The organism is Veillonella sp. R32, from assembly GCF_010093125.1.
Taxonomy (GTDB): domain Bacteria; phylum Bacillota; class Negativicutes; order Veillonellales; family Veillonellaceae; genus Veillonella_A.
In genome coordinates this window covers 1-20,821 of the sequence record NZ_NMZQ01000004.1, presented here as the reverse complement: position 1 = coordinate 20,821, position 20,821 = coordinate 1, and the positions used below count along the sequence as shown (strand labels likewise).

At 39.7% G+C, this 20,821-nt stretch carries 19 protein-coding genes, 1 tRNA gene and 2 rRNA genes; 4 read left to right on the top strand and 18 right to left on the bottom strand.

Annotation, left to right across the window (positions count from 1 at the left end; genetic code table 11):
• The first annotated feature begins 81 nt into the window (after positions 1-81).
• Both VER_RS01460 and VER_RS01455 read left to right on the top strand, forming a co-directional pair.
• Positions 82-1,266, top strand: coding sequence for a cyclopropane-fatty-acyl-phospholipid synthase family protein (locus tag VER_RS01460; protein ID WP_162099117.1), 1,185 nt, complete (start codon positions 82-84; stop codon positions 1,264-1,266).
• 393 nt (positions 1,267-1,659) lie between these two features.
• The gene (locus VER_RS01455; RefSeq protein WP_162099116.1) at positions 1,660-2,178 is read left to right on the top strand and encodes a folate family ECF transporter S component; all 519 of its coding nucleotides are present in this window, start codon (positions 1,660-1,662) and stop codon (positions 2,176-2,178) included.
• Here VER_RS01455 and VER_RS01450 read toward each other — a convergent pair.
• Positions 2,161-2,871: a DUF554 domain-containing protein gene (locus VER_RS01450; RefSeq protein WP_162099115.1), complete on the bottom strand. Its 711-nt coding sequence runs from the start codon at positions 2,869-2,871 to the stop codon at positions 2,161-2,163. The two genes, VER_RS01455 and VER_RS01450, sit on opposite strands and share 18 nt — an antisense overlap.
• A gap of 234 nt (positions 2,872-3,105) precedes the next feature.
• Between VER_RS01450 and VER_RS01445 the strand changes: the two genes are divergently transcribed.
• A tRNA-Ser gene (locus VER_RS01445) sits at positions 3,106-3,196 on the top strand.
• A gap of 213 nt (positions 3,197-3,409) precedes the next feature.
• Here VER_RS01445 and VER_RS01440 read toward each other — a convergent pair.
• From VER_RS01440 to VER_RS01370, 15 genes are all read right to left on the bottom strand, one after another.
• Entirely contained in the window at positions 3,410-4,012 is a 603-nt protein-coding gene (locus VER_RS01440; RefSeq protein WP_162099114.1) for a helix-turn-helix transcriptional regulator, read from the bottom strand.
• 310 nt (positions 4,013-4,322) lie between these two features.
• Positions 4,323-5,330, bottom strand: coding sequence for an electron transfer flavoprotein subunit alpha/FixB family protein (locus VER_RS01435; RefSeq protein ID WP_162099154.1), 1,008 nt, complete (start codon positions 5,328-5,330; stop codon positions 4,323-4,325).
• Positions 5,331-5,344: 14 nt separating this feature from the next.
• Positions 5,345-6,145: an electron transfer flavoprotein subunit beta/FixA family protein gene (locus tag VER_RS01430; protein ID WP_162099113.1), complete on the bottom strand. Its 801-nt coding sequence runs from the start codon at positions 6,143-6,145 to the stop codon at positions 5,345-5,347.
• Between the two features lie 14 nt (positions 6,146-6,159).
• Complete coding sequence (locus VER_RS01425) at positions 6,160-6,441, bottom strand: ferredoxin family protein (protein WP_162099112.1); 282 nt, start codon at positions 6,439-6,441, stop codon at positions 6,160-6,162.
• Entirely contained in the window at positions 6,438-7,718 is a 1,281-nt protein-coding gene (locus VER_RS01420; protein WP_162099111.1) for an FAD-dependent oxidoreductase, read from the bottom strand. The genes VER_RS01425 and VER_RS01420 overlap by 4 nt, the downstream gene beginning before the upstream one ends.
• Before the next feature lie 362 nt (positions 7,719-8,080).
• Entirely contained in the window at positions 8,081-8,650 is a 570-nt protein-coding gene (locus VER_RS01415) for a hypothetical protein (protein WP_162099110.1), read from the bottom strand.
• 55 nt (positions 8,651-8,705) lie between these two features.
• Positions 8,706-9,320, bottom strand: a complete 615-nt coding sequence (locus VER_RS01410; RefSeq protein WP_162099109.1) for a hypothetical protein — start codon at positions 9,318-9,320, stop codon at positions 8,706-8,708.
• 550 nt (positions 9,321-9,870) lie between these two features.
• Positions 9,871-11,559 (bottom strand): sulfate adenylyltransferase subunit 1, encoded by a 1,689-nt coding sequence (locus VER_RS01405; protein ID WP_162099108.1) that lies wholly within the window; start codon positions 11,557-11,559, stop codon positions 9,871-9,873.
• A 31-nt stretch (positions 11,560-11,590) separates the two neighbouring features.
• Positions 11,591-12,490, bottom strand: coding sequence for a sulfate adenylyltransferase subunit CysD (gene cysD / locus VER_RS01400; RefSeq protein ID WP_162099107.1), 900 nt, complete (start codon positions 12,488-12,490; stop codon positions 11,591-11,593).
• A 162-nt stretch (positions 12,491-12,652) separates the two neighbouring features.
• Positions 12,653-12,967 carry a ferredoxin family protein gene (locus VER_RS01395; RefSeq protein ID WP_162099106.1) on the bottom strand — a complete coding sequence of 105 codons (315 nt, stop codon included), beginning with the start codon at positions 12,965-12,967 and terminating at the stop codon, positions 12,653-12,655.
• Complete coding sequence (locus VER_RS01390) at positions 12,951-14,648, bottom strand: adenylyl-sulfate reductase subunit alpha (RefSeq protein ID WP_162099105.1); 1,698 nt, start codon at positions 14,646-14,648, stop codon at positions 12,951-12,953. Before VER_RS01390 ends, VER_RS01395 begins: the two co-directional genes overlap by 17 nt.
• A gap of 55 nt (positions 14,649-14,703) precedes the next feature.
• Positions 14,704-15,783 (bottom strand): ABC transporter ATP-binding protein, encoded by a 1,080-nt coding sequence (locus tag VER_RS01385; protein WP_162099104.1) that lies wholly within the window; start codon positions 15,781-15,783, stop codon positions 14,704-14,706.
• A gap of 31 nt (positions 15,784-15,814) precedes the next feature.
• A complete protein-coding gene (locus tag VER_RS01380; RefSeq protein WP_162099103.1) occupies positions 15,815-16,651 on the bottom strand; it encodes a sulfate ABC transporter permease in 837 nt (278 codons plus the stop codon).
• A gap of 1 nt (position 16,652) precedes the next feature.
• Positions 16,653-17,504: a sulfate ABC transporter permease subunit CysT gene (gene cysT / locus VER_RS01375; RefSeq protein ID WP_162099102.1), complete on the bottom strand. Its 852-nt coding sequence runs from the start codon at positions 17,502-17,504 to the stop codon at positions 16,653-16,655.
• Positions 17,505-17,513: 9 nt separating this feature from the next.
• Entirely contained in the window at positions 17,514-18,536 is a 1,023-nt protein-coding gene (locus tag VER_RS01370; protein ID WP_162099101.1) for a sulfate ABC transporter substrate-binding protein, read from the bottom strand.
• Positions 18,537-19,286: 750 nt separating this feature from the next.
• Between VER_RS01370 and VER_RS01365 the strand changes: the two genes are divergently transcribed.
• Positions 19,287-19,625 carry a MazG-like protein gene (locus VER_RS01365; RefSeq protein WP_202922103.1) on the top strand — a complete coding sequence of 113 codons (339 nt, stop codon included), beginning with the start codon at positions 19,287-19,289 and terminating at the stop codon, positions 19,623-19,625.
• A 780-nt stretch (positions 19,626-20,405) separates the two neighbouring features.
• On the opposite strand, the gene rrf is transcribed toward VER_RS01365, so the two are convergent.
• Together rrf and VER_RS01355 are read right to left on the bottom strand one after the other, a co-directional pair.
• A 5S ribosomal RNA gene (gene rrf, locus VER_RS01360) occupies positions 20,406-20,522 on the bottom strand.
• Between the two features lie 129 nt (positions 20,523-20,651).
• Positions 20,652-20,821: ribosomal RNA gene (locus tag VER_RS01355) — 23S ribosomal RNA — on the bottom strand; the annotation flags it as partial.

Genomic DNA, 20,821 nt, shown 5'->3' with positions numbered 1-20,821 from the left:
CAAACAGTTTGACATTTCAAAAGGATAGTTTTAGTATATAAAAACAAGATAGTTAAATTTTTAATAAGGAGGACACCTATAATGTTAGGCAACTTAGGAGAAAAATTAGAAGAGAAGGCGATGATAAGTTTCTTAAAACGATTTGATGCCAATCCATTTAAAGTAAAATTTAAAGATAATGAATATATAATTGGCGAAGGGGCTCCTCTTTTCACCGTATATATGAAAGAACCCATTCCTGCTAGCAAACTCGTAGCCAGCACATCCATCGCTCTTGGCGAGGCATACATGGACGGCAATTTGGAAATTGAAGGCGATTTATACTTCGCACTAAACCATTTTCTTGGTCAGATGGATCAGTTCTCTACAGCCGGCGACGTTCTTAGCAAATTAACCCACAATCCATTAACCAAAAAACATCAAGCCGAAGAAGTGCAGAGCCATTACGACATTGGCAATGATTTCTATTCCCTCTGGCTTGATGAAACGATGCAATATTCCTGTGCTTACTTTGAACACCCAGATGACACACTCTACGAAGCACAAATGAATAAAATTCACCGCATCCTCGATAAATTATATTTAAAAGAAGGTCTTCGTCTCCTTGATATTGGCTGTGGTTGGGGTTTCTTGCTCATTGAAGCAGCTAAAAAATATAAAATTAAAGGTACTGGCATTACCCTTAGTCATGAACAATACGAAAAATTCCAAGCGCGCATTAAGGAAAATCACTTGGAAGATTACCTAACCGTTAAACTCATGGACTACCGTGACTTACCTAAATCAGGACTTCAATTTGACCGCGTTGTCAGCGTTGGCATGGTAGAACATGTGGGTCGTGAAAATTATCAACTGTTCAACGATTGTGTAGATTCTGTACTCGTTGATGGTGGCGTTTTTCTCCTTCATTTCATCAGTGGCATGGATGAAAAACCAGGCGATGCATGGATGAGCAAATACATCTTCCCTGGTGGCATGTTACCAAGCCTTCGTGAAATGATTACGGACATGACAGAAGATAATTTCCACGTATTAGACGTAGAAAATCTTCGCATGCATTATAATATGACCTTACTCGAATGGGATAAAAATTTCCGTACCCAATTACCAACAATTCGTCAAAAATTCGATGAACGCTTTATTCGTATGTGGGATTTATATCTCAATGGCTGTGCGGCGGCCTTTGCCAATGGCATGATGGATTTACATCAAATTCTAGCCACTAAAGGCATTAATAACGACTTACCAATAACTCGTTGGTATTAATCAATACATTCTACAATTTATATAAATTAAGTTAATAACTCTAAAAAAAGACTGTTACCACTCCCTGCGTTATAAACCGTTGTTTATCAACTAGCTTGTAACCCATCCTACGGTAACAGTCTTTTTTTATATCTCACCAAAAATCATTCTTTATCTTATACATAGCCTAAAATTTAGTATATATCGCCTATCGTCCTATGTATTGCTCATATTATGATACATTTCAGTATCAATCTTACATGCTATCAGCCCTACTAATTAAGCTTGCCTATTCTCACTATCCTTTATATAATAAAAGCGCATACCTAAACACAATTCAAATACATTTAAAGGTAAACTTTATTCATTTTAATGTTAACTAAAATTTTCTAATCGAGTACAAACGAGGTATCTATGAAACAATTATCCTATAATTCCCTAATCACCCAAACAAGCTTATTCATTGCCTTAACCGTATTATTATCTTATATATTCGCCATCCACACGACCTTTATTCATATTACCTTTGGATTCTTGTCCACCGCAATCTTTGCCGTCATGCACGGCCCTATTCGAGCAGGCATAATGGCTGCCATTGCCTGCTTTATTGGCATGCTCCTCTTTGGACAGGGCGTATTCTTTCCAGGCTTTATACTATCAGAATTTCTCGTAGGCTATACCTTTGGTCACTTTCTCTACCAAAAGCCCATTACTTTAAAACGAGTAGCCATTCCCTTTCTTATCATTGCCATCTTCATTCACCTAGGTCTGAACACCTTGTGGCTTGTGATTTTCTATCAAAAAGCGGCCTCCGCTATTTTTATGGGCCGCTTAATTAAAAATATTATTTGTTATCCTATTGAAATCGGCCTATTCTTTGCCGTGTATAAAACACTAGGGCGTATTATTCCGGCCCTAAAGCCACGCCCATAACGCCGCTACAATCAACGTAGGTAGCATATTAGCAATTCGAATCCGTTTATCCCACAATAAATTAACACCAACGAGGAAAATCATGATGGAACCAGTAAAGGAAATATTGCTAAGGGCTTGCGGTGTCAACCAAGGCGTGATGAAAAAGGCCAATAAAGTAACCACCCCTTGCACGATACCAACCGGTATGGCCGAATAAATGCACCCTTTGCCCAACGTCGTGGTCATAATCATAACTACAATCCCATCCATCATAGCTTTAGCTAATAAGATGGTAGGATCCCCCGAGGCATCTTTAATAGAACCAATAATAGCCATAGCACCAATACATACGGTAAAAGACGCCGTTAAAAAGGCTTCTATAAAGCCCCCTTCGCCTTCATTTTTACTTTTAATCTTTAACCACGTACCGAATTGCGCTAGCTTTTTATCTAAATCTAAAATTTCACCAATGACAGTACCAATAATAAACGTAATGACTAGCATCATAATATTAGTCACCACTAATTGGCCATCTACTAAAACAAGGGATTCTTTGACGGCCCCTACAAAGCCGATAAATAAAATACAGGCGCTCATAGCAGCCATCAAGGTTTCAAGCAACCGTTGATTCAAATAATTACGTGCAGTTAACCCAATGAGCCCCCCGACTACAATGATTAACATGTTAAGCAAGGTACCTAACCCAGGCATATAATCTCTCCTTTTCTCATAAAGTATGCTACAAATAAACCTTTGTAACTATTTAGCAATAATTGATTATAGCACAGAAATCCTCTAGATAACATCAAAGTTTGTTTGTTTTTGTAATTATCCATAATACTGAAAATACTTACCCTTAGCACAAAATTATTTCAAAGAATTCATATAGACATAATCTTGACAAAATACTAATTCAAATGATATGATATCTTAGTAATTAGATTTGGAGGATTACTCAAGAGGCTGAAGAGGACGGTTTGCTAAATCGTTAGGGCGGGTTACCGTCGCTAGGGTTCGAATCCCTAATCCTCCGCCATAGCTATTATACTTTTGACTGATAATTGCCAAGAGTATTCAAAACCCCTACAAAACCAGGAAATACCTAGAGAGTAGGGGTCTTTTTATGTCCTTTTTTAGACATTTTTCGTTCTCAATTAAGGGTGAAATATCCTTAAATATTCAATGTTTTCCGTCTAATTTCCGTCTTGTTTTTGAATTATAATGAACTATTCAAATAACTATTTACCCGTTACTCATTATCTTGAGCTTTTGTTTTTTCGTTAATACCGTAAGTAGCCCGTTCCTTTCGTAATTTGTCTACTAACTCTTTTTTTACTTCTTCAGTTAATATCAAGACTAATTTAGTTTTAAATTTCGATTCTATATAACTTTGTATTTTCCCCAATATATATTGTTTTAATTCTTCACCATATAATGCTATAATTTCATTCCATTTACTATTATTTTCCATACTAGAAATTTCTATTATTGGAAAAGAAACCGCTTGAGACAACGCCTTTTTTAACTCAAATTCGATTTTAAATTTACTACTCATGTTAGAATTTAAATCTGTTATATCAAACATCAAATAATATGCACTATCTACCGCTTCATCTTTCCACTTTACAAATTTAAGATTTTCAATATCTAAAGGAATATAAACAAATAAATCATTTAAACTATTAAGATTCAAATAAGACATTACTCTATCCAAACTATCTACATTTAAATCCTTGAAGCTATTTGTTAATAAATTTTCTGTAAATGGTCTTGTAAGACCCGCGTCTTTTAAGAATACTGATTTTTCAATATTTCTTTCTTCTAAAATATCTTTTAATTTACATATTATCATATATTACACCTCCTATTACTTCATTATAATACAAGCATTCATATATCATAATTCCTAATTCTCTGACATAAACGTCTTCCTCCCTTAAGTCCCGCCAAGGCGCTAAATTGGGTAGTAATAAAAAAGAGTACCATAGGCTTAGAGAATACCTTCAGAGCTTGACTCGTTTCTTTCCCTTCTCCCTTAAGTCCCGTCAAGGCGCTAAATTAGGTAGTAGTAAAAGAGAGTGCCATAGGCTTAGAGAATACCTTCAGAGCTTGACTCGTAGGTTTCTCGTGCCTATGGCACTCTCTGTCTATCCACTTATAATTTAGCCCTTGGCGGACTTAAACTTCCCTATCATTTCCTTAGCCACTTCTACAGCATCACCAACGATACCATAGTCGCACACTTTAAAAATAGCCGCTTCAGGATCTGTATTAATCGCTACAATCGTTTCAGAACCAGTAATCCCCGCTGTATGCTGAATAGCCCCAGAAATCCCAAAAGCTAAATAAATCTTAGGCGCAATGGTTTTACCCGTTTGACCAATTTGACGACTTAGTGGATACCAACCCTTTTCAACGATAGGACGTGTTACCCCTAGTACACCGCCTAATACATCAGCCAATTCTTCCAAGACTTTAAAGTTAGCAGGGGAACCCATACCACGACCACCAGCTACAATAATTTCTGCTTCTTCAATATTCACATCGTTCATATCCACTTTAATCATTTCAACAAATCGATTGCGAATGTCGCTGTCAGCTAAGGTTACCGTTTCTTGATGAATCTGCCCCGCACGACCTGCTACACGGTCTGGCATTTTAAATACATTAGGTCGTACCGATCCCATTTGCGGGCGATGTTCTGGACAAATAATTTCTGCTAAAATATTGCCACCCAAAGCAGGTCGAGTCCATTCTACAAGTCCATCAGATTGACTGACCGTCAAAATCGTACAGTCGGCAACAACCCCATTTTTCATACGCCCTGAAATGCGTGGTGCTAAGTCACGACCATCATTCGTGGCACCAATCAAAATAACATTAGGTTTATTTTGACTAAAGAAATCAGTAATTACCTTCGTATAGCCATCCGTAGAATAACGAGCTAATAAAGAATGCTCAAATACATGAACATGGTCAGAGCCATATTCAATTAAGCTTTGCGCTTGTGCCCCTACTTGCGCTCCTAAAATCAATGTATGCACTTCTTCATTGAGCTGATCAGCAATAAGGCGGGCCTGACCAATTAATTCATAGGTTACTTTGCGTGCCTGCCCATCAAAGCAGTCGGCAATGACATAAACACCTGTATATTCTTCAAACACCGTAATACCTCCTTATGCGATCAGATAAGTTCTTTCTGTTGTAAAACGCCTAAAATCGTTTCTACGGACTCATTGATAGGTCCTTTAAGCATTGTGCCAGCTGAACGCATTGGTGGGCTATACACCTTACGTACGCGCGTTGGCGACCCTTGTAGACCTAACCGTTTAGGGTCCGTTTCCATATCCTTAGCCGTAATTAACTTCACATCATATTGTGTGGCCCGAATGGAATGATGCAAGGTTGGATACCGTGGTTCATTCAAGGTTTTCACCGCCGTCATTAACATAGGCACAGGCGTATCTAATACTTCAAACCCTTCTTCGTGTTCACGTTGCGTTCGTACAATACCATCATTTACTTCAATATTGCATACATAGGTTACTTGTGGAATGCCTAATTCTTCCGCAATTTGTGGCCCTACTTGTGCCGTATCGCCATCAATGGCTTGTTTGCCACAGAAAATGATATCAAAGGGCTTACCCTGGTCTGCTTGCACCTTAGCAATAGCCCGTGCAATGGTATAACTAGTGGCCAATGTATCCGCTCCCGCAAAAGCTCTATCCGTAATCAAATAGGCTTCATCGGCCCCCATAGAGATACATTCTTTTAAGGCAATCGTAGCCTGTGGCGGCCCCATAGTAATCACCGATACACGGGTGCCAGGGTAGGTATCTTTTACCTTCAACGCCGCCTCTAAGGCATTCATGTCAAAGGGATTCACAATACTTGGTAAACCGGTACGAATCAATGTATTCGTTTCAGGATCTAATTTTATTTCAGACGTATCAGGCACTTGCTTAATGCATACGAGTAATTCCATAATGGCCCTCCCTTTTAACCTTGACGAAATTCCACACCCTTCGTGTCATCAGGATATTCCCATTTTGTCACGATAGTGTTACCACATAATACACGGCAAGTACCGCACTCTACACAACCGGCATAATCAAATGCCAATGTGCCATCCTCATTAAGCGTGTATAAACCAGCAGGGCACGCATTAACTAGTTTCATTTTTTCCTTCATATCTGGATAATCATGGATGATTTCAATATGAGGATGCCCTTCGTTAACATAATATTTATTAACCCCTAATTTTTCTTCTAAATTCATCATAAGGCACGCCCTCCTTTAAGTGCATCCATAGCCAGATTCACAAGACCCACACCAGTGGCTCGTTTCAACAACTTAGGTACTAATGGCTTAGCTCCACTGCCATTGACAGTGAAAACATCGCCCATAATACCATTGACCATAGCTGGATATTTCTGGAAAATACGTGGATTATTAAGGAATTCTGGGAAGTGACGATAGGTTTTCAAATCTTTACCAATGAAACTATCCGCTACTAAAATGTCATAATAACGTAAAGCACCGGCTGAGAAATCTTGGAGTTTCTTCGCTTTAATAATCGCATCGGCTGCATACATGCCAGAAGCAATGGCAAAATCCATACCTCGTACAGTGTAGCCCATATTAATACAGAAACCAGCTGCATCACCAACGATAATAAATCCATCACCACTTAAGGTTGTAACGGCTTTATAGCCCGCTTCTGGTACCATATGACCACTACGTTCTACCAATTTGCCACCTTTTAATAAACGAGCAATTGGTCCATAGCTCATAAATTCATTCATCATATCTTCAATGGTAGCATCCGCTTCACCAATATGTTCAAGACCTACGACAACGCCTAAGGACAGGCTATTTTTATTGGTATATACGAAGCCGCCCCCCATTAAACCATGGGTAATATCGCCCATACAAAGCCAGGCTAAACCATCATTAGCCTCAAGACCAAGCCGTTCCTCTAAGACACCTTTATTAAAGGTATATACTTCTTTAGCCCCTACCGCTACTTCAGAGGCTGTAATAGGCGCTCTAAGGCCAGCACGCTCAGCTAATAAGGAGTTTACCCCATCAGCTAAGACTACCACATCAGCTAGCATGGTATCCTTACCGCAACGGATGCCTATAATTTTTTCCCCTTCTTTAAGAAGCGCATCTACCTGAATGCGATTGACTACTACAGCCCCCGCTGCTGCTGCTTGATCAACTAACCATTTATCAAAAACACTCCGCAATACAACATAGGACTCATCTTCAGGTTTAGCTGGCTCCGCTTCATATTCAACGGTGGTCGCTTTGCCACCTTCTAAAATGGAAATTCGTTCTTTCGTTACTTTCCGCTCTAACGGTGCGGTTTCACGAAAATTAGGAATTAACGCCTCTAAGGAATGCGTATAAATACGACCACCGGTCATATTCTTGGCGCCCCCATAACTCCCCCGTTCCACTAAGAGCACCTTAACACCTGCTTTGGCCATACGATAGGCCGCTGCTGCCCCTGCTAAGCCGCCACCTACGACAATTGCTTCAAATCGTTCCATGCTGTTTCTCCTTATATAATATACTGTATTAAAAATACAAAATAAATCCAAACAGTGGTTAGCTACTAATGACTTACATTCTATTCACGGAGTGTAGATATTTTAGATGTAAAGTCTATAGAATATATTGATAATTTTAGATATTACACTTCGTGTTTACTATTATATATATTCTAATGTCATTTTTAAAATACCTCTTTTGCATAGTTAAATATATTCTATATTATTCAAATAACCAAATGACATAGGCCTTATCACGGGTATAGCCTATGCCTGATTAAGAGGTATCTAAACAAAGAAGGGGCTGTAACAAAATGCAGATTTTATCTGTCATTTAAGTTACAGTCCCTTATCTCTTATTTCTATTTAGTATTATCTAATACACTATCATCATAAGTAAAGTTATCATACTTATATCTAAACATAGTTGATCCTTCAGTTCGACTTTTAATTTCTTTTTCTTTTACAGTTTTTAATTCGTCAATTTTTTCTTTTAACATATCTTTACTGTTAAATCTTTTATAAGCACCACTTCCTGTTAAACTTTTTAAAATTAACTCATCATTTTTTTCATTAAAAGTATATTTATCTCTATCTCTACTTTCATTATCTACTAAAGTATTATTTTGATAGGTGGCTGATCGTGTACCTTTCCATTCATTTAATACATTATGAAATTCTAAATGAAATGTTCCTAAAGGGTTTTCATCATTTTTAGTTTGTTTTACTTCATATCCAAAAGAATGATAAGAAATAATATATTGATTATCTTTATCTTTCTTTATATCAATCCAACGCACCCCATTTAAATCTACTTCTTCTTTAATCCATTGACCTACAATTTTATCTTCTGGTTCTGCCCCGCAACCAGCTAATACAACCATAGCGACTGCCATTACCGCTAACATTACATATTCAATCATTTGTTTCATACTAACACGTCCCTTCTACAATTAATAAAACACCACTCGACTAATAATATCCCCTTTAATGGTGATATGTTCTATCTTTAATAGCATATCCTTCTTTAACCAAATCAAATTTTTGTTTTTTAGAATTCCATTCTAAATAATATCTATACTCTTGATTACTTTCAAAATCGTTTAAAAATAAAATTAACTGATTAGAGTTCAATGAATTAATTTCTATATCAGCATATCCAGCTGCAGTAGTTCCAAATGGATCCTTAAAGTCGTATAAATTAATATAGTCTACTAAACGATTGCCTTTCTTATCAAATCCTACAAGAGTCAAATATAAATTGTCACGATTATTTGTATTTTGTAAATAAAGCAAAATCTTATAAAAATTCTTTTCCGTAGTAGTATCATAGAAAGAACTTATAGTTATCATTCCATGCCTAAAAGTTGGAAATATTCTTTGTAACACCTGCTTATTGTTAATCTTTATAGTTAATACTTTTCCAATAAAAGATGCATCTATAACCCCATCCCTAGACTTTAAATTGCCTGATTCTTCTTTAACAGGATAAGCAAATCTCATAAAAGTCTTAGACCCCATATATTCAAAAGATGCATTCACGGGAATATATAAAGAAAACAAACAAATAAGCATAACAATAGATTTAATAAATCTCCTCATACAATCCCCCCTAAAAATCAATTTCTAACCGTTTAACCAGACTTAATAAAAAAGCAAATTTTTGAAATGTTTTTGAATTCATCTTATATTTAAGATAACGAAAAACACATCTTTTGTAAAGGTCTATTTACTCTCACAAAAGATGTGTTTATTTATATACTTCTATATTCTATGTTTCATAGCATTATAAAGGACGTATATTCCTTAACTTATTCTCCCAATAAAATAATTTACAAGAGCACTTAAATATCTTTAAAAAATGCTTTTTATTTAGGTTATGATGTATTCAAAGAACTAAATTAATAAACAACATATTCCGATTGTACAGGGTTCTAGTAAACGGAAACATACCTTACAACGTTTATGGGATAGCCGAAGTCAAAAAGGTGATTTGGAACGCGTCTATTCGAGATAAATACAGCTACATAAATATATTAAAAAAGCTTTATTAAAGACTTTTTTAGGTGCGCCTAAAACCTAAAATAAGGGCTTTTTGAGTGTTATACTATCTCGAAAAAGTCCTTATTTTAAAAAGAAAAGGAGTCAGGAATTAAATGGACCAAAACGAATCATGGAAAATAATTTTACGATACGTTTCAAAACGGAGCCATTTATCATGCCAAGCACCATCATGTTGCAAGCTATCATCAGCAGATTCCGCAATAAACTGCGCCACATCGACTGCACTATTTACTTGTAAAGCAAAGCCTCGACCATTAACAACAGGCACATCACTATAGGTGTAAGCAGCCAGGTCAACAATATCTGCAAACTGGCCATTACGGACTAAAATAGCCACTTTATCACGCACTACCAACACATCAAAGTTACTTGGATACGCATAACTAGCACCATGGATTGGCAAGCTATCACCTACGTGGAAAGTCGTTCGCGTAGGGCGAATCTTATCCACTTTAAGCCCTTCTACATTGTAGTAGAATTCATCAAATACATCGCCTCGTGCATTTAAGCCATGCCCTTCAAAGGTATGCTGTTGCGCCGCTGTACCTACGGCCTCCACAACCCCACAAGCAGACGTCATATTGCTTACACGGTTGATTAAAATCAATTCACCTAAGGTTTTGTGATGGCGGAATTCATCCATAACCACTGGGGTTTGGAAATGTAAAGTGCAAAGGGCAATACTATTTTTACCTAGCTCAGCCGCTGGCAAGTGTTCGCCACTATTAACATCAATTTGGTACTGAATGTCAGTCACCGTAGCGGCTACTTGCTTAGTCCCTAAGCTAACCAAATATTCATTGCCCACTTCTAATGGTTCATCATCCATCCAGAGCAATTTTACGCTAGCTGTCTGCGCAATGCCAATCCCTGTCTGTTTAACCAATACACTGCCCCGTGAAACGTCGATTTCACGATCTAACTGTATCGTCAATGGTTGTCCTAAACGGGCTTCCTGCACCGTATCGAAGCCCACTAACAAGGATTCTACGTTAGCGCTTTCCCCGCTTGGTAATACAGTGAGGGTATCTCCTACCGCCACTTGCCCTGCTTCTACCTGCCCTTGGAAACCACGGAAAGTATGGTTTGGTCGACATACGCGCTGTACAGGCATATAGAAACCATCTTCCGCCGTACCAGACGCATCTACAGTTTCTAAATAAGGCAACAAAGCGGGTCCTTCATACCAAGGCATAGTGGTAGCCTTAGTCGTAATATTATCCCCTTCCGTAGCCGATACAGGGATAACTTGTACCTTAGTAAGGCCCACTTCCTTAGCCAGGTCTGCAATATCCGCTTCAATCTGGCGGAAGACCTCTTCTTTATAGCCTACTAAGTCCATTTTATTAACTGCAAACACGAACGATTCAATCCCCATGAGGGCACAAATGCGAGCGTGACGACGAGTTTGCACTAAAATGCCTTGCGACGCATCTACCAAAATGATGGCCAAATCAGCAAACGACGCCCCTACGGCCATGTTACGGGTATATTCTTCATGACCTGGTGTGTCCGCAACGATAAAACTACGATTGTCCGTCGTAAAATACCGATACGCCACATCAATGGTAATCCCTTGTTCCCGTTCTGCCATTAAACCATCTAGCAATAAGGAATAGTCAATAGCACCGCCGCGACTACCTACTTTACTTTCTAATTCTAAAGCTTTCGCTTGGTCAGCATATAATAATTTAGCATCATATAAAATGTGGCCAATGAGTGTGGATTTGCCATCATCTACACTACCACAAGTAATAAATTTTAAAAGTCCTTTCATGATTGTATCCTCTCTTATCCCAACACCTATTTTAGAAATAACCTTCCCGTTTACGACGTTCCATACTGCCAGCCGCTTCACTATCGATAACGCGAGTCGTGCGTTCAGAGGAAACAGCGGATAAGGTTTCTTCAATAATTTCATCTAAGGTAGTTGCATCAGATTCGGTGCCCCCTGTTAATGGGTAACAACCTAAGGTACGGAAACGAACTTTTTTCTGTTCAATTTTTTCACCAGGACGTAATTTAAAACGATCATCATCTACCATGATAATATTGCCATCACGGTATACAACGGGTCGTTCTTTAGCAAAATATAAGGAAACAATATCAATGTTTTCCCGCTTAATATATTGCCAAATATCTTTTTCTGTCCAGTTGGAAAGGGGGAATACGCGAATGCTTTCGCCTTTGTTGATTTTAGCATTGTATAGCTTCCACATTTCAGGGCGCTGATTCTTAGGATCCCAGCCATGAGATGCATTACGGAAAGAGAAAATACGTTCCTTTGCCCGCGACTTTTCTTCATCCCGTCGACCACCACCAAAAGCAGCGGTAAAACCATATTTATTAAGCGCTTGTTTTAACGCTTGCGTCTTCATAATATCCGTATAAGCGGCTCCATGGTCAAAGGGATTAATCCCTTGAGCAACCCCTTCTTGATTGATATATTCAATCATATCAAGACCAAATTTTTTCGCCGTTTCATCGCGGAACTTGATCATTTCTTTGAATTTCCAAGTCGTGTTTACATGTAAAAATGGAAAGGGTGGGTTTTCTGGATAAAATGCTTTGCGCGCTAAATGTAGCATAACCGAGCTATCTTTCCCGATGGAATATAGCATAACTGGCTTTTCACATTGCGCGGCCACTTCGCGGATTATATATATGGCTTCCGCTTCTAATTCATCTAAATGACTGTATTCACTCATGTTACAACCTTCTCTCTTTTACTCGTAGTCTAATACCTAAATACAACAGTCAGGGGCTACATAGCCCTGGCTTGTTAGGACTTCCTAACTAAGGTAGTTTATAAAAAACTTTTTAATACTGATTTATACCGATTAATACTGATTAATACCGATTAGTACCCATTAGTACTGATTGGATTCTTGCGCATTTACCACAATGGTCTGATGTTCACCAGTCGCCGAGGTATATTCCCAATTCCAAAAATGCCCTTCACGGCGCGCCTTCATGGCGCCGCCTTTACCGCCCATATCAGGACCTAGGAAATAGGCAATGGCTCCTACAGGACACTCTTTAATGCATGCCATACAGCCCCAGCAATCCTTAGGATAGGCCATAAAGGCTTTACCGCTCTCATTCATAGCCGGTAAGCTACCAGGACAAATATTAACGCAACGCTGACAACCTACGCAGGTGTTCTGATCAATTCTGATGCTCATAATAATCCTCCTTCACCAATGGTCGTTGTCGAATTTCAATGCCCTTGTCAGTAGCTACTGAATTGACATAACAAAGCCATTCATCACTCGTTTCAGGATAATCTAGATTTTCTGCAAAACTATGCCAGCGCGTTTCTTGCCGAGCCCCTAAATGAGCTATCAAGGTTAAACATACAACTAGTCGTTCTTTTAATTCATAAATGAACAGTAAATCATGTAAAGTATCCGCCTTCAAATGATTGGCCATGATTTGTAACTCTTCAATGCGGGCCTTCGCTTTAGCCAACTGTTTACTATTAAACCGATAGTAGGAACCAATCCCCCCTGCATAGCTATCCATAGTGCGCTGCATCGCTTCTTCTAACTGTTCTGTCGTATATAAAGGAGCCTCGCCCGTCAGATAGCTATCATACGCATCTAAATAAGTCTGAGCTTGCGCCGCTAGGGCTGGTGAAACGTGAACCCCACTAGGCTTGCCCGCTTCATAGCGTTTGGCAATAGCTAGTGCCGCAATTTCCCCTTCAGCTAACGCACCCGTTACATATTTTTGTGGACAACCACCGGCTACATCACCAGCCGCATATAAATTGCGAATGGTCGTTTCACGATTCGTATCCACCCAATAGCCACTAGCCGTGTGACCGCCTACAATATAAGGCTCGGTGCCTTCAATTTCTACATTCTGCTGTTGTGGACCTTCCCCAGATTCTAGCCATTTCAAGGTCTGCCCGGGCGCCATATTCAGATAGGCTTTTAGTAGGTCCATATTCTGTTCGCTCGTAATGCCTTCCGTAGCTAAATAGCAAGGTCCATGACCATCTAACGTTTCCTTTACCGTACCATACACCCGTTGTGAGGTGGTGAGGCCATATTTAGTTTCATATACCTCACCATCAGCATTGACCTGCTTAGCCCCTACGCCTTGTGCAATCGTACCCGTTGGTGCAATCGTGTCTTTGCATCGCAAGGCTATAAAACGCATTTCAAAGGTCGTCATTTCAGCGCCGGCCTGAATGCCCATAGCATAACCAGCCCCTGTATTAAACGGGGAATACCACATCTTATGCCTTGAAAACCCCGGATTATTAGGACGATATAAACCAGCCGCCCCACCAGTGGCACAGATTACATAAGGTGCATAAATTTCATAGGCTACGTTATGCCGCAAGGAAAAGCCTACAGCGCCTTTGATTTCCCCATCTTCCACTAAATAGTCTGTCATGATAACATGTTCCATAACAGTGGTGTTTGGCAGTTGTAACACTGCATCGGCTAAAATAGGTTTAATGTTTTCACCATTAATTTTAATGTTCCGATTGCCTCTAGCCATATACTCGCCATTAGCGTCTTTTAAAATAACCAGACCTAAATCTTCTAATACTTTGGTAACTCCATTCAAACGCTCACTCATGGAGAGTAACAAGTCTTGACGGACAATGCCGGCCGCATCCTTCGTCGCATAATCCACATAATCCTGAGGTTTACGACCTTTTACAATATACGCATTAAGGGCATTCACGCCAGCCGCTAAACAGCCACTACGACGAATGGCTGCCTTTTCCACAATGAGTACCTTGGCCTCACTGTGAGCTTGTAAGGTCAACGCTGCATAACAGCCCGCCGTACCACCGCCAATAATAAGCACATCGGTATCGATTCGCTCTCGTTTCTCAAATTTCATACGTCTATCCCACCTAATTTCCTAGTCTGTAAAACACCTGTTTTCTTATATTTTTTTAAATATAGAATACTTGACCCGATTCAAGGGCTTTATTTTTCACAATATGAACATCCGTGTTACTACACAAGAACAGGCGATAAATCAAAACTTGCACGGTTTCCCCCACTTCAAAAGAGGCGGCTTCAATCGGCTGCTCCGCTTCAATTAAATGTTCACCAATACGAATGCGCATACTAAGGCGCGTTCCCTGAAACGCCACCGCTTCTACCACGCCTTGCTCTACAGCACTTCTATCTTCGTGATCCGCATCCGCTTTAAACACAGCCACAAATTCAGGGCGAATAATGGCCCATTCAAAGCCCTCTTCCCGTTCAAAACCGGTCAAGGTTTCATAATGCATTATACCCTTAGCCTTCCCCATAAAGCCCGCTACAAAAGGCGTTGCTGGTTCACCATATATTTCTTCAGGCGTCCCCATCTGCTCAATTCGACCATTATTCGTTACAATAATCTCATCGGCTAATTCCACCGCTTCTTCCTGATCATGCGTAACAAAAATACTGGTAATCCCAGATTTTTTAATGGTCGCTTTTAACCATTGCCGAAGCTCATGCTTAACTTTGGCGTCGATAGCTGCAAAAGGTTCATCTAAAAGCAATACATTAGGCCGTGGCGCTAAGGCTCTAGCAAAGGCTACACGTTGCCGTTGGCCCCCAGATAATTCACCAGGATACCGATCTTGCAAATTAGCAAGACCCACCAAATCTAATAACTCCAATACGCGTTTTTCTATGGCCTTAGGATCTTCTTTTTGTACAGTCAGACCAAAAGCAATATTATCGAATACTGTCATGTGACGAAATAAGGCATAATTCTGAAATACAAAGCCAATGCCTCGTTTCGCTGGCACGATTGAATTGACTCGTTGACCAGCAATATAAATATCCCCTTGGTCTGGATGCTCTAGACCTGCTAACATGCGTAAAATAGTAGTTTTACCACTACCACTAGGCCCTAAGAGAGCCACTATTTTACCTTCGGCGATATGAAAATTTACATCCTTGGAAGCTTCATAATTACCAAACTGCTTAAAAATGCCTTCCATCGCTACATATTGAGAGGCTCTTTCTTCCATCTCATCACCTCAAACTCTCTCTTTGGCTATATTAATCCCCTGCGTGACCTACGCGATGTTCCACATAGGCTCGTAAGACTAACAATAATATAGATAAAATAACTAGTACTGACGAGGCAGCAAAGGCGGCTGTTACCCCCGTAGCAGACCCCGACATATATAATGCATCAATTTCTAACGGCAAAGTAAAGGTGCTTCCACGCGCTTTAGATAAGGCCGCTACTGCACCAAATTCCCCCAATGCTCTAGCGGCACACAGTAAAACGCCATACAGGAAGCCCCATTTTATTTGTGGAAAGGTAATTTTCCAAAATACGGTCATCCCAGAAGCACCCATTAACACAGCCGCCTCTTCCTCTTCACGCCCCCGTGTATGCATCACCCCAATGACTTCACGGAAGACGAATGGCAAGGTAACAAAAATCGTAGCTAAAAATACACCTGGCAAGGCAAACACTACGCGCCAATTAGTGCCTAACCATTGATTAAGACTGTCTAAAATGCCATAGCCCCAACCAATGCGACCAAAAACCATAATAAAGGCTAACCCAGCAATAACAGGGGAAATAGAAAAGGGCACATCAATCAAGGTCATTAAAAACTGTTTCCCTTTAAAATCAAATTTACCAATGCTATAGGCCGCGCATAATCCAAATAAGCCACTCACTAGTACAGCCACTAAAGCGGCCACTAAGGTAAGCCCTAATGCAGATAGTACATAAGGCGTCGTAATGGCTTTTATATAAAAGTCCCAGCCCTGTGCTAACGAACTGACAACGACCGTTACTAAGGGAAATACTAGCATCAAAATGACGAACAGGAAGCCTAAAGTAATTAAGCTGTACTCTACCAACTTTGACTGTTTCATCTTATCGACCTCCTAACCGCTTTGCCTGACGCAATTGCAATAAATTAACGCTCAGCAAAATTAAAAAGGCCAACACTAATAGAAGCAATGCCATGGCCGTCGCCCCTTCATAGTCAATGTAGTTTAATTTCTGCATGATTACATAGGACACGACCTGCGTTTGCGCTTTCGCACTATTCCCGGAAATATAAATAACACTACCATATTCACCAAGACCTCGTGCAAAGGCTAAGGCAAAACCGGCTAAGCCAGCGGGTAAAATTTCAGGCAAAATAATGCGACGGAATATAGTAAAATTATTCGCCCCCAACACAGCGCCCGCTTCTTCATAAGAACCATCTAATTTAGCGAGCACAGGTTCCACCGATCGTACTACGAAAGGAATCCCTACAAATACAAGGGCTATAATAATGCCTATTTTGGTATATACTAGGGAAATGCCCCACTGCACGAGTGTACTCCCTAATAAACCGGACTCAGAATATAACTTAGATAGAGTAATCCCTGCCACAGCGGTAGGCAGTGCAAAGGGCAATTCTATTAAGCTATCGATAAAACGCCGTCCTGGGAACGTATAGCGCACTAAAATCCAAGCTAACAATGTACCAAAGACTAAATTAATGGCGGCCGCCACAAAGGATGTCATAAGACTAGTCGCAAAAGCATGCCATACTACGGGCTTAGCAATCGTTTGCCAAAACACAGTTGGCGGAATCTGCACCGCATAGCCTAAAATAGTGCCTACCGGTAAAATAATAATAATGGATAAAATCGTTAAGGTTACACCTAATGTCAAACCAAAGCCTGGCAATAAACGAGGGTGCTTACCATTTGTGTGTATTTGTCTTTTCATAAGCCCCTCCTATTCATCCCGAATCGTATCGAATAGGGCGCCATCTTCAAAGAAACGCTCATAAGCAGCAGGCCAACCACCAAAATCACGAATGGTAACCATACGTTGTGGTGTAGGATATTCATTAGCCACCTCAGCCATAATGGTAGGGTCCGTAGGTCTAAATCCATATTTAGCAATTAATCGCTGGCTATTTGGCTCATATAAATGACTTAAATACTGACGAGCCACTTCATAAGTGCCTCGTTTCTTTGCAATTTCAGCCACAACAGCTACACTCGGTTCAGCCACAATAGATACTGACGGAGTTATAAGTTCATACTCACCAGGATAATGTTCTAGTATCTGTTTCGCTTCATTTTCCCAGGCAAGCAGTACATCGCCTTGTTTGTTTTCTACAAACGTTGTCGTCGCTCCACGAGCGCCAGCATCCATAACAGCCACATTTGCATACAACTGTTTCACAAAAGCAGTCGCCTTCGTAGTATCATCACTAGGTCCTGCCCCATAGGCATAGGCCGCTAAAAAAATCCAACAAGCACCTCCACTACTCTTTGGATCGGGCGCAATTAAACGAATACCGGGCTTAATTAAATCCTTCCAATCCTTAATCTGTAAGGGATTGCCTTTACGCACCAAAAATACAATTGTCGATGTATAGGGCGCTGAATAATTAGGTAAATCAGACTCCCAATTCGGATCTAATAAGTGAACCTTTTGTAATAAATTCACATCTTGCGCTAAGGCTAAGGTAACCACATCAGCATCAAAACCTTCTACAACGGATCTTGCTTGGTTTCCTGAGCCACCATGAGATTGATGAATCACTACGTCTTTACCGGTTCGTGCTTTATAATACGCTGCAAAATCAGCATTATAAGCTTCGTAAAACTCTCGTGTAGGATCATAGGACACATTCGTCAGCGTCGTCACCGCGTCTTCCGCATGCGGTGATACAGCCTGCTGTGTTCCCCATATCATAGCCCCCACTATGCCTACGGCGAGAAGCATGTACCAACCTCTTCGTTTCATAAACATACCTTCAATCTTTTTAACTCTCTCTTTTTCGATTAGCACACCATTGAACTAATCTACCTCGCTTCTTTCTCAAACATGAAGTGCCCTATCTTTACTGCGTTATACTAAGTTTGTACTACAACACTAAGTATGTAGTACAGCACTGAGTATGTAATACAACACGAAATATGTTATATAATACAAACTAAGGTTAATTCCTATAAATTTAGCAGGTATTTAAAGCACACGTATCACGTAAATGTAAAGCTGTCTGTAATTTTACGTTTTAAATCATACATTGTCAATAGGATATGAGCATATCTTGAAACAATATAGAATTCCATCTAATTTTATCAATCTAATAATTGATATTTTTTCTCATATTCATCGCTAAATAAATGGATAGTTGTGTATATATTCTCTTATATAAACCGTCATTAAAACTGTAATTAGTCCTATATTTTATCGATTGAACCTTATCTTCATTACCTTTATTATTAGCTAAATAGCATCGCTATGCTTTGAATTACTTTTCACTCAACTTAATAGTATTGCTTTTGTCTTAGCTTACTAGTATCAATTTTATCTTAATCTCCAATAATTGATAACTTATTTCATTTAATACCCTAATCCCTATATATACTTAATTCCTAAGTTAACCATGAAACAAATGCATATATCTATGATATAATGAAAACATACGAATATTCTCTATACAAATATTATTGACTGTGGACTGTGGATAAAGCTATTAAGGAGACTCTCATGAGCAAAGAACACATAACATTACAGGAAGCAATTAAACGAAATTTAGCCATCCGCGAATCGTATCACAAATTAGAAGACTCTCTAAATGGCAAACGTTGGACTATTGAAGAAGATGCATTAGGCTTTTTAACAGATGCGGCCTTAGTGGGGCGCCTTGCTATGGCCTATGAAAAAACTTGGCCTACAGCAGATACTGAAGGCGATTTAAAAACTCTCTTACCTCATAAATTAGGCGAATGTGTGTGGTGGCTAGCAGCCCTAGCCGATCGTATGGGCATTGACTTTGAAAAAGCAATTATGGACTTCGTAGAAGAAAAAGAACGAGATTTACCATAATTAATTAAATACTATAAAAGACCTAAAAACGTAGCTGTACCATATTGTAATTATGGCTAGTGATTGTTTTTAGGTCTTTTTACGACTACCTATCATGCTTAGCTTCGTTTACTCGCTTCGCAAAAAAGTGATGCAATACAATTTGCGCGTCGCGCCTAGTACATTTTAAATACGTCCGTTCGGATGCTGTGGATTTCTCTTCGAGAAATCTTACGCCCCAAACTATGCGATTCGCAATAATTTATGCGTCGCTTTGCTCCTATAAATTATGCTCACTGCATACCAGGACCGCTTCTATTGTACCTCTACCTATTGAGATACTCCTACTAATAACAACTGGAAACTAGCTCTGTGTACTTCATTCTTTGCGACTACCTATCATGCTTCGCTTCGTTTCACTCGCTTCGCAAGAAAGTGATGCAATACAATTTGCGCGTCGCGCTGCTCCTTCAAATTGTTTGCCCTACTTTTCCCAGCTTCTGGTCGGATAGGTAGAAACGAATAAACTAAAATACTGTATTCTTTCCTATCTGTTCGTCAGCTGTGAATTCTTCTCCGAAGAATTTTACGCTGCGAACTAAAAGATTCACACCCATTTGTGCGTCGCTAGCGCTCCTTCAAATGGGGTTCACTATTTATTCCACGCCGCTTCTATTGTACCTCTACCTATTGAGATACTCCTACTAATAGCTCCTCTTGGAAGCGCCTGGACAGATTGTTACTCGTTAGAGTAACAAAAATAAAAGGCCGTGTCTTTCGACACGACCTTTTATTTTCATTAATCAGCGACTACCTATCCTCCCAGGCCGCTTCCAGCCAAGTACTTTCGGCGTTTACGAGCTTAACTACTGTGTTCGAGATGGGAACAGGTGGACCCTCGTAGCTATCGCCACTGAATCTGTCAGAGCTTGTACTCTGAAAACCACATAGAAGTGTAGATGCTGTAAGTTACACATTAGATAATTCGTTGATTGAAGTTTGTTGCTACCGTCTAGTGACTACCATTTTAATTTGGTTCACTATTTATAAGTAAAGCCCTCGATCTATTAGTACCAGTCAGCTCCAAGCCTCACAGCTCTTCCACACCTGGCCTATCAACCATGTCGTCTACATGGGATCTTACTAACTTTTGTTATGAGAAACCTCATCTCAAGGCTGGTTTCACGCTTAGATGCTTTCAGCGTTTATCCGTCCCG

What these genes read in the sequence shown, in the direction of transcription:
- cysD (WP_162099107.1), bottom strand. Translation starts at nt 12,490, where the DNA reads ATGAGTGAATACAGTCATTTAGATGAATTAGAAGCGGAAGCCATATAT.
- VER_RS01365 (WP_202922103.1), top strand. Translation starts at nt 19,287, where the DNA reads ATGAGCAAAGAACACATAACATTACAGGAAGCAATTAAACGAAATTTA.
- VER_RS01385 (WP_162099104.1), bottom strand. Translation starts at nt 15,783, where the DNA reads ATGGAAGAAAGAGCCTCTCAATATGTAGCGATGGAAGGCATTTTTAAG.
- VER_RS01460 (WP_162099117.1), top strand. Translation starts at nt 82, where the DNA reads ATGTTAGGCAACTTAGGAGAAAAATTAGAAGAGAAGGCGATGATAAGT.
- VER_RS01390 (WP_162099105.1), bottom strand. Translation starts at nt 14,648, where the DNA reads ATGAAATTTGAGAAACGAGAGCGAATCGATACCGATGTGCTTATTATT.
- VER_RS01415 (WP_162099110.1), bottom strand. Translation starts at nt 8,650, where the DNA reads ATGAAACAAATGATTGAATATGTAATGTTAGCGGTAATGGCAGTCGCT.
- VER_RS01455 (WP_162099116.1), top strand. Translation starts at nt 1,660, where the DNA reads ATGAAACAATTATCCTATAATTCCCTAATCACCCAAACAAGCTTATTC.
- VER_RS01405 (WP_162099108.1), bottom strand. Translation starts at nt 11,559, where the DNA reads ATGAAAGGACTTTTAAAATTTATTACTTGTGGTAGTGTAGATGATGGC.
- VER_RS01410 (WP_162099109.1), bottom strand. Translation starts at nt 9,320, where the DNA reads ATGAGGAGATTTATTAAATCTATTGTTATGCTTATTTGTTTGTTTTCT.
- VER_RS01440 (WP_162099114.1), bottom strand. Translation starts at nt 4,012, where the DNA reads ATGATAATATGTAAATTAAAAGATATTTTAGAAGAAAGAAATATTGAA.
- VER_RS01380 (WP_162099103.1), bottom strand. Translation starts at nt 16,651, where the DNA reads ATGAAACAGTCAAAGTTGGTAGAGTACAGCTTAATTACTTTAGGCTTC.
- VER_RS01430 (WP_162099113.1), bottom strand. Translation starts at nt 6,145, where the DNA reads ATGGAATTACTCGTATGCATTAAGCAAGTGCCTGATACGTCTGAAATA.
- VER_RS01450 (WP_162099115.1), bottom strand. Translation starts at nt 2,871, where the DNA reads ATGCCTGGGTTAGGTACCTTGCTTAACATGTTAATCATTGTAGTCGGG.
- VER_RS01420 (WP_162099111.1), bottom strand. Translation starts at nt 7,718, where the DNA reads ATGGAACGATTTGAAGCAATTGTCGTAGGTGGCGGCTTAGCAGGGGCA.
- VER_RS01370 (WP_162099101.1), bottom strand. Translation starts at nt 18,536, where the DNA reads ATGAAACGAAGAGGTTGGTACATGCTTCTCGCCGTAGGCATAGTGGGG.
- VER_RS01425 (WP_162099112.1), bottom strand. Translation starts at nt 6,441, where the DNA reads ATGATGAATTTAGAAGAAAAATTAGGGGTTAATAAATATTATGTTAAC.
- cysT (WP_162099102.1), bottom strand. Translation starts at nt 17,504, where the DNA reads ATGAAAAGACAAATACACACAAATGGTAAGCACCCTCGTTTATTGCCA.
- VER_RS01395 (WP_162099106.1), bottom strand. Translation starts at nt 12,967, where the DNA reads ATGAGCATCAGAATTGATCAGAACACCTGCGTAGGTTGTCAGCGTTGC.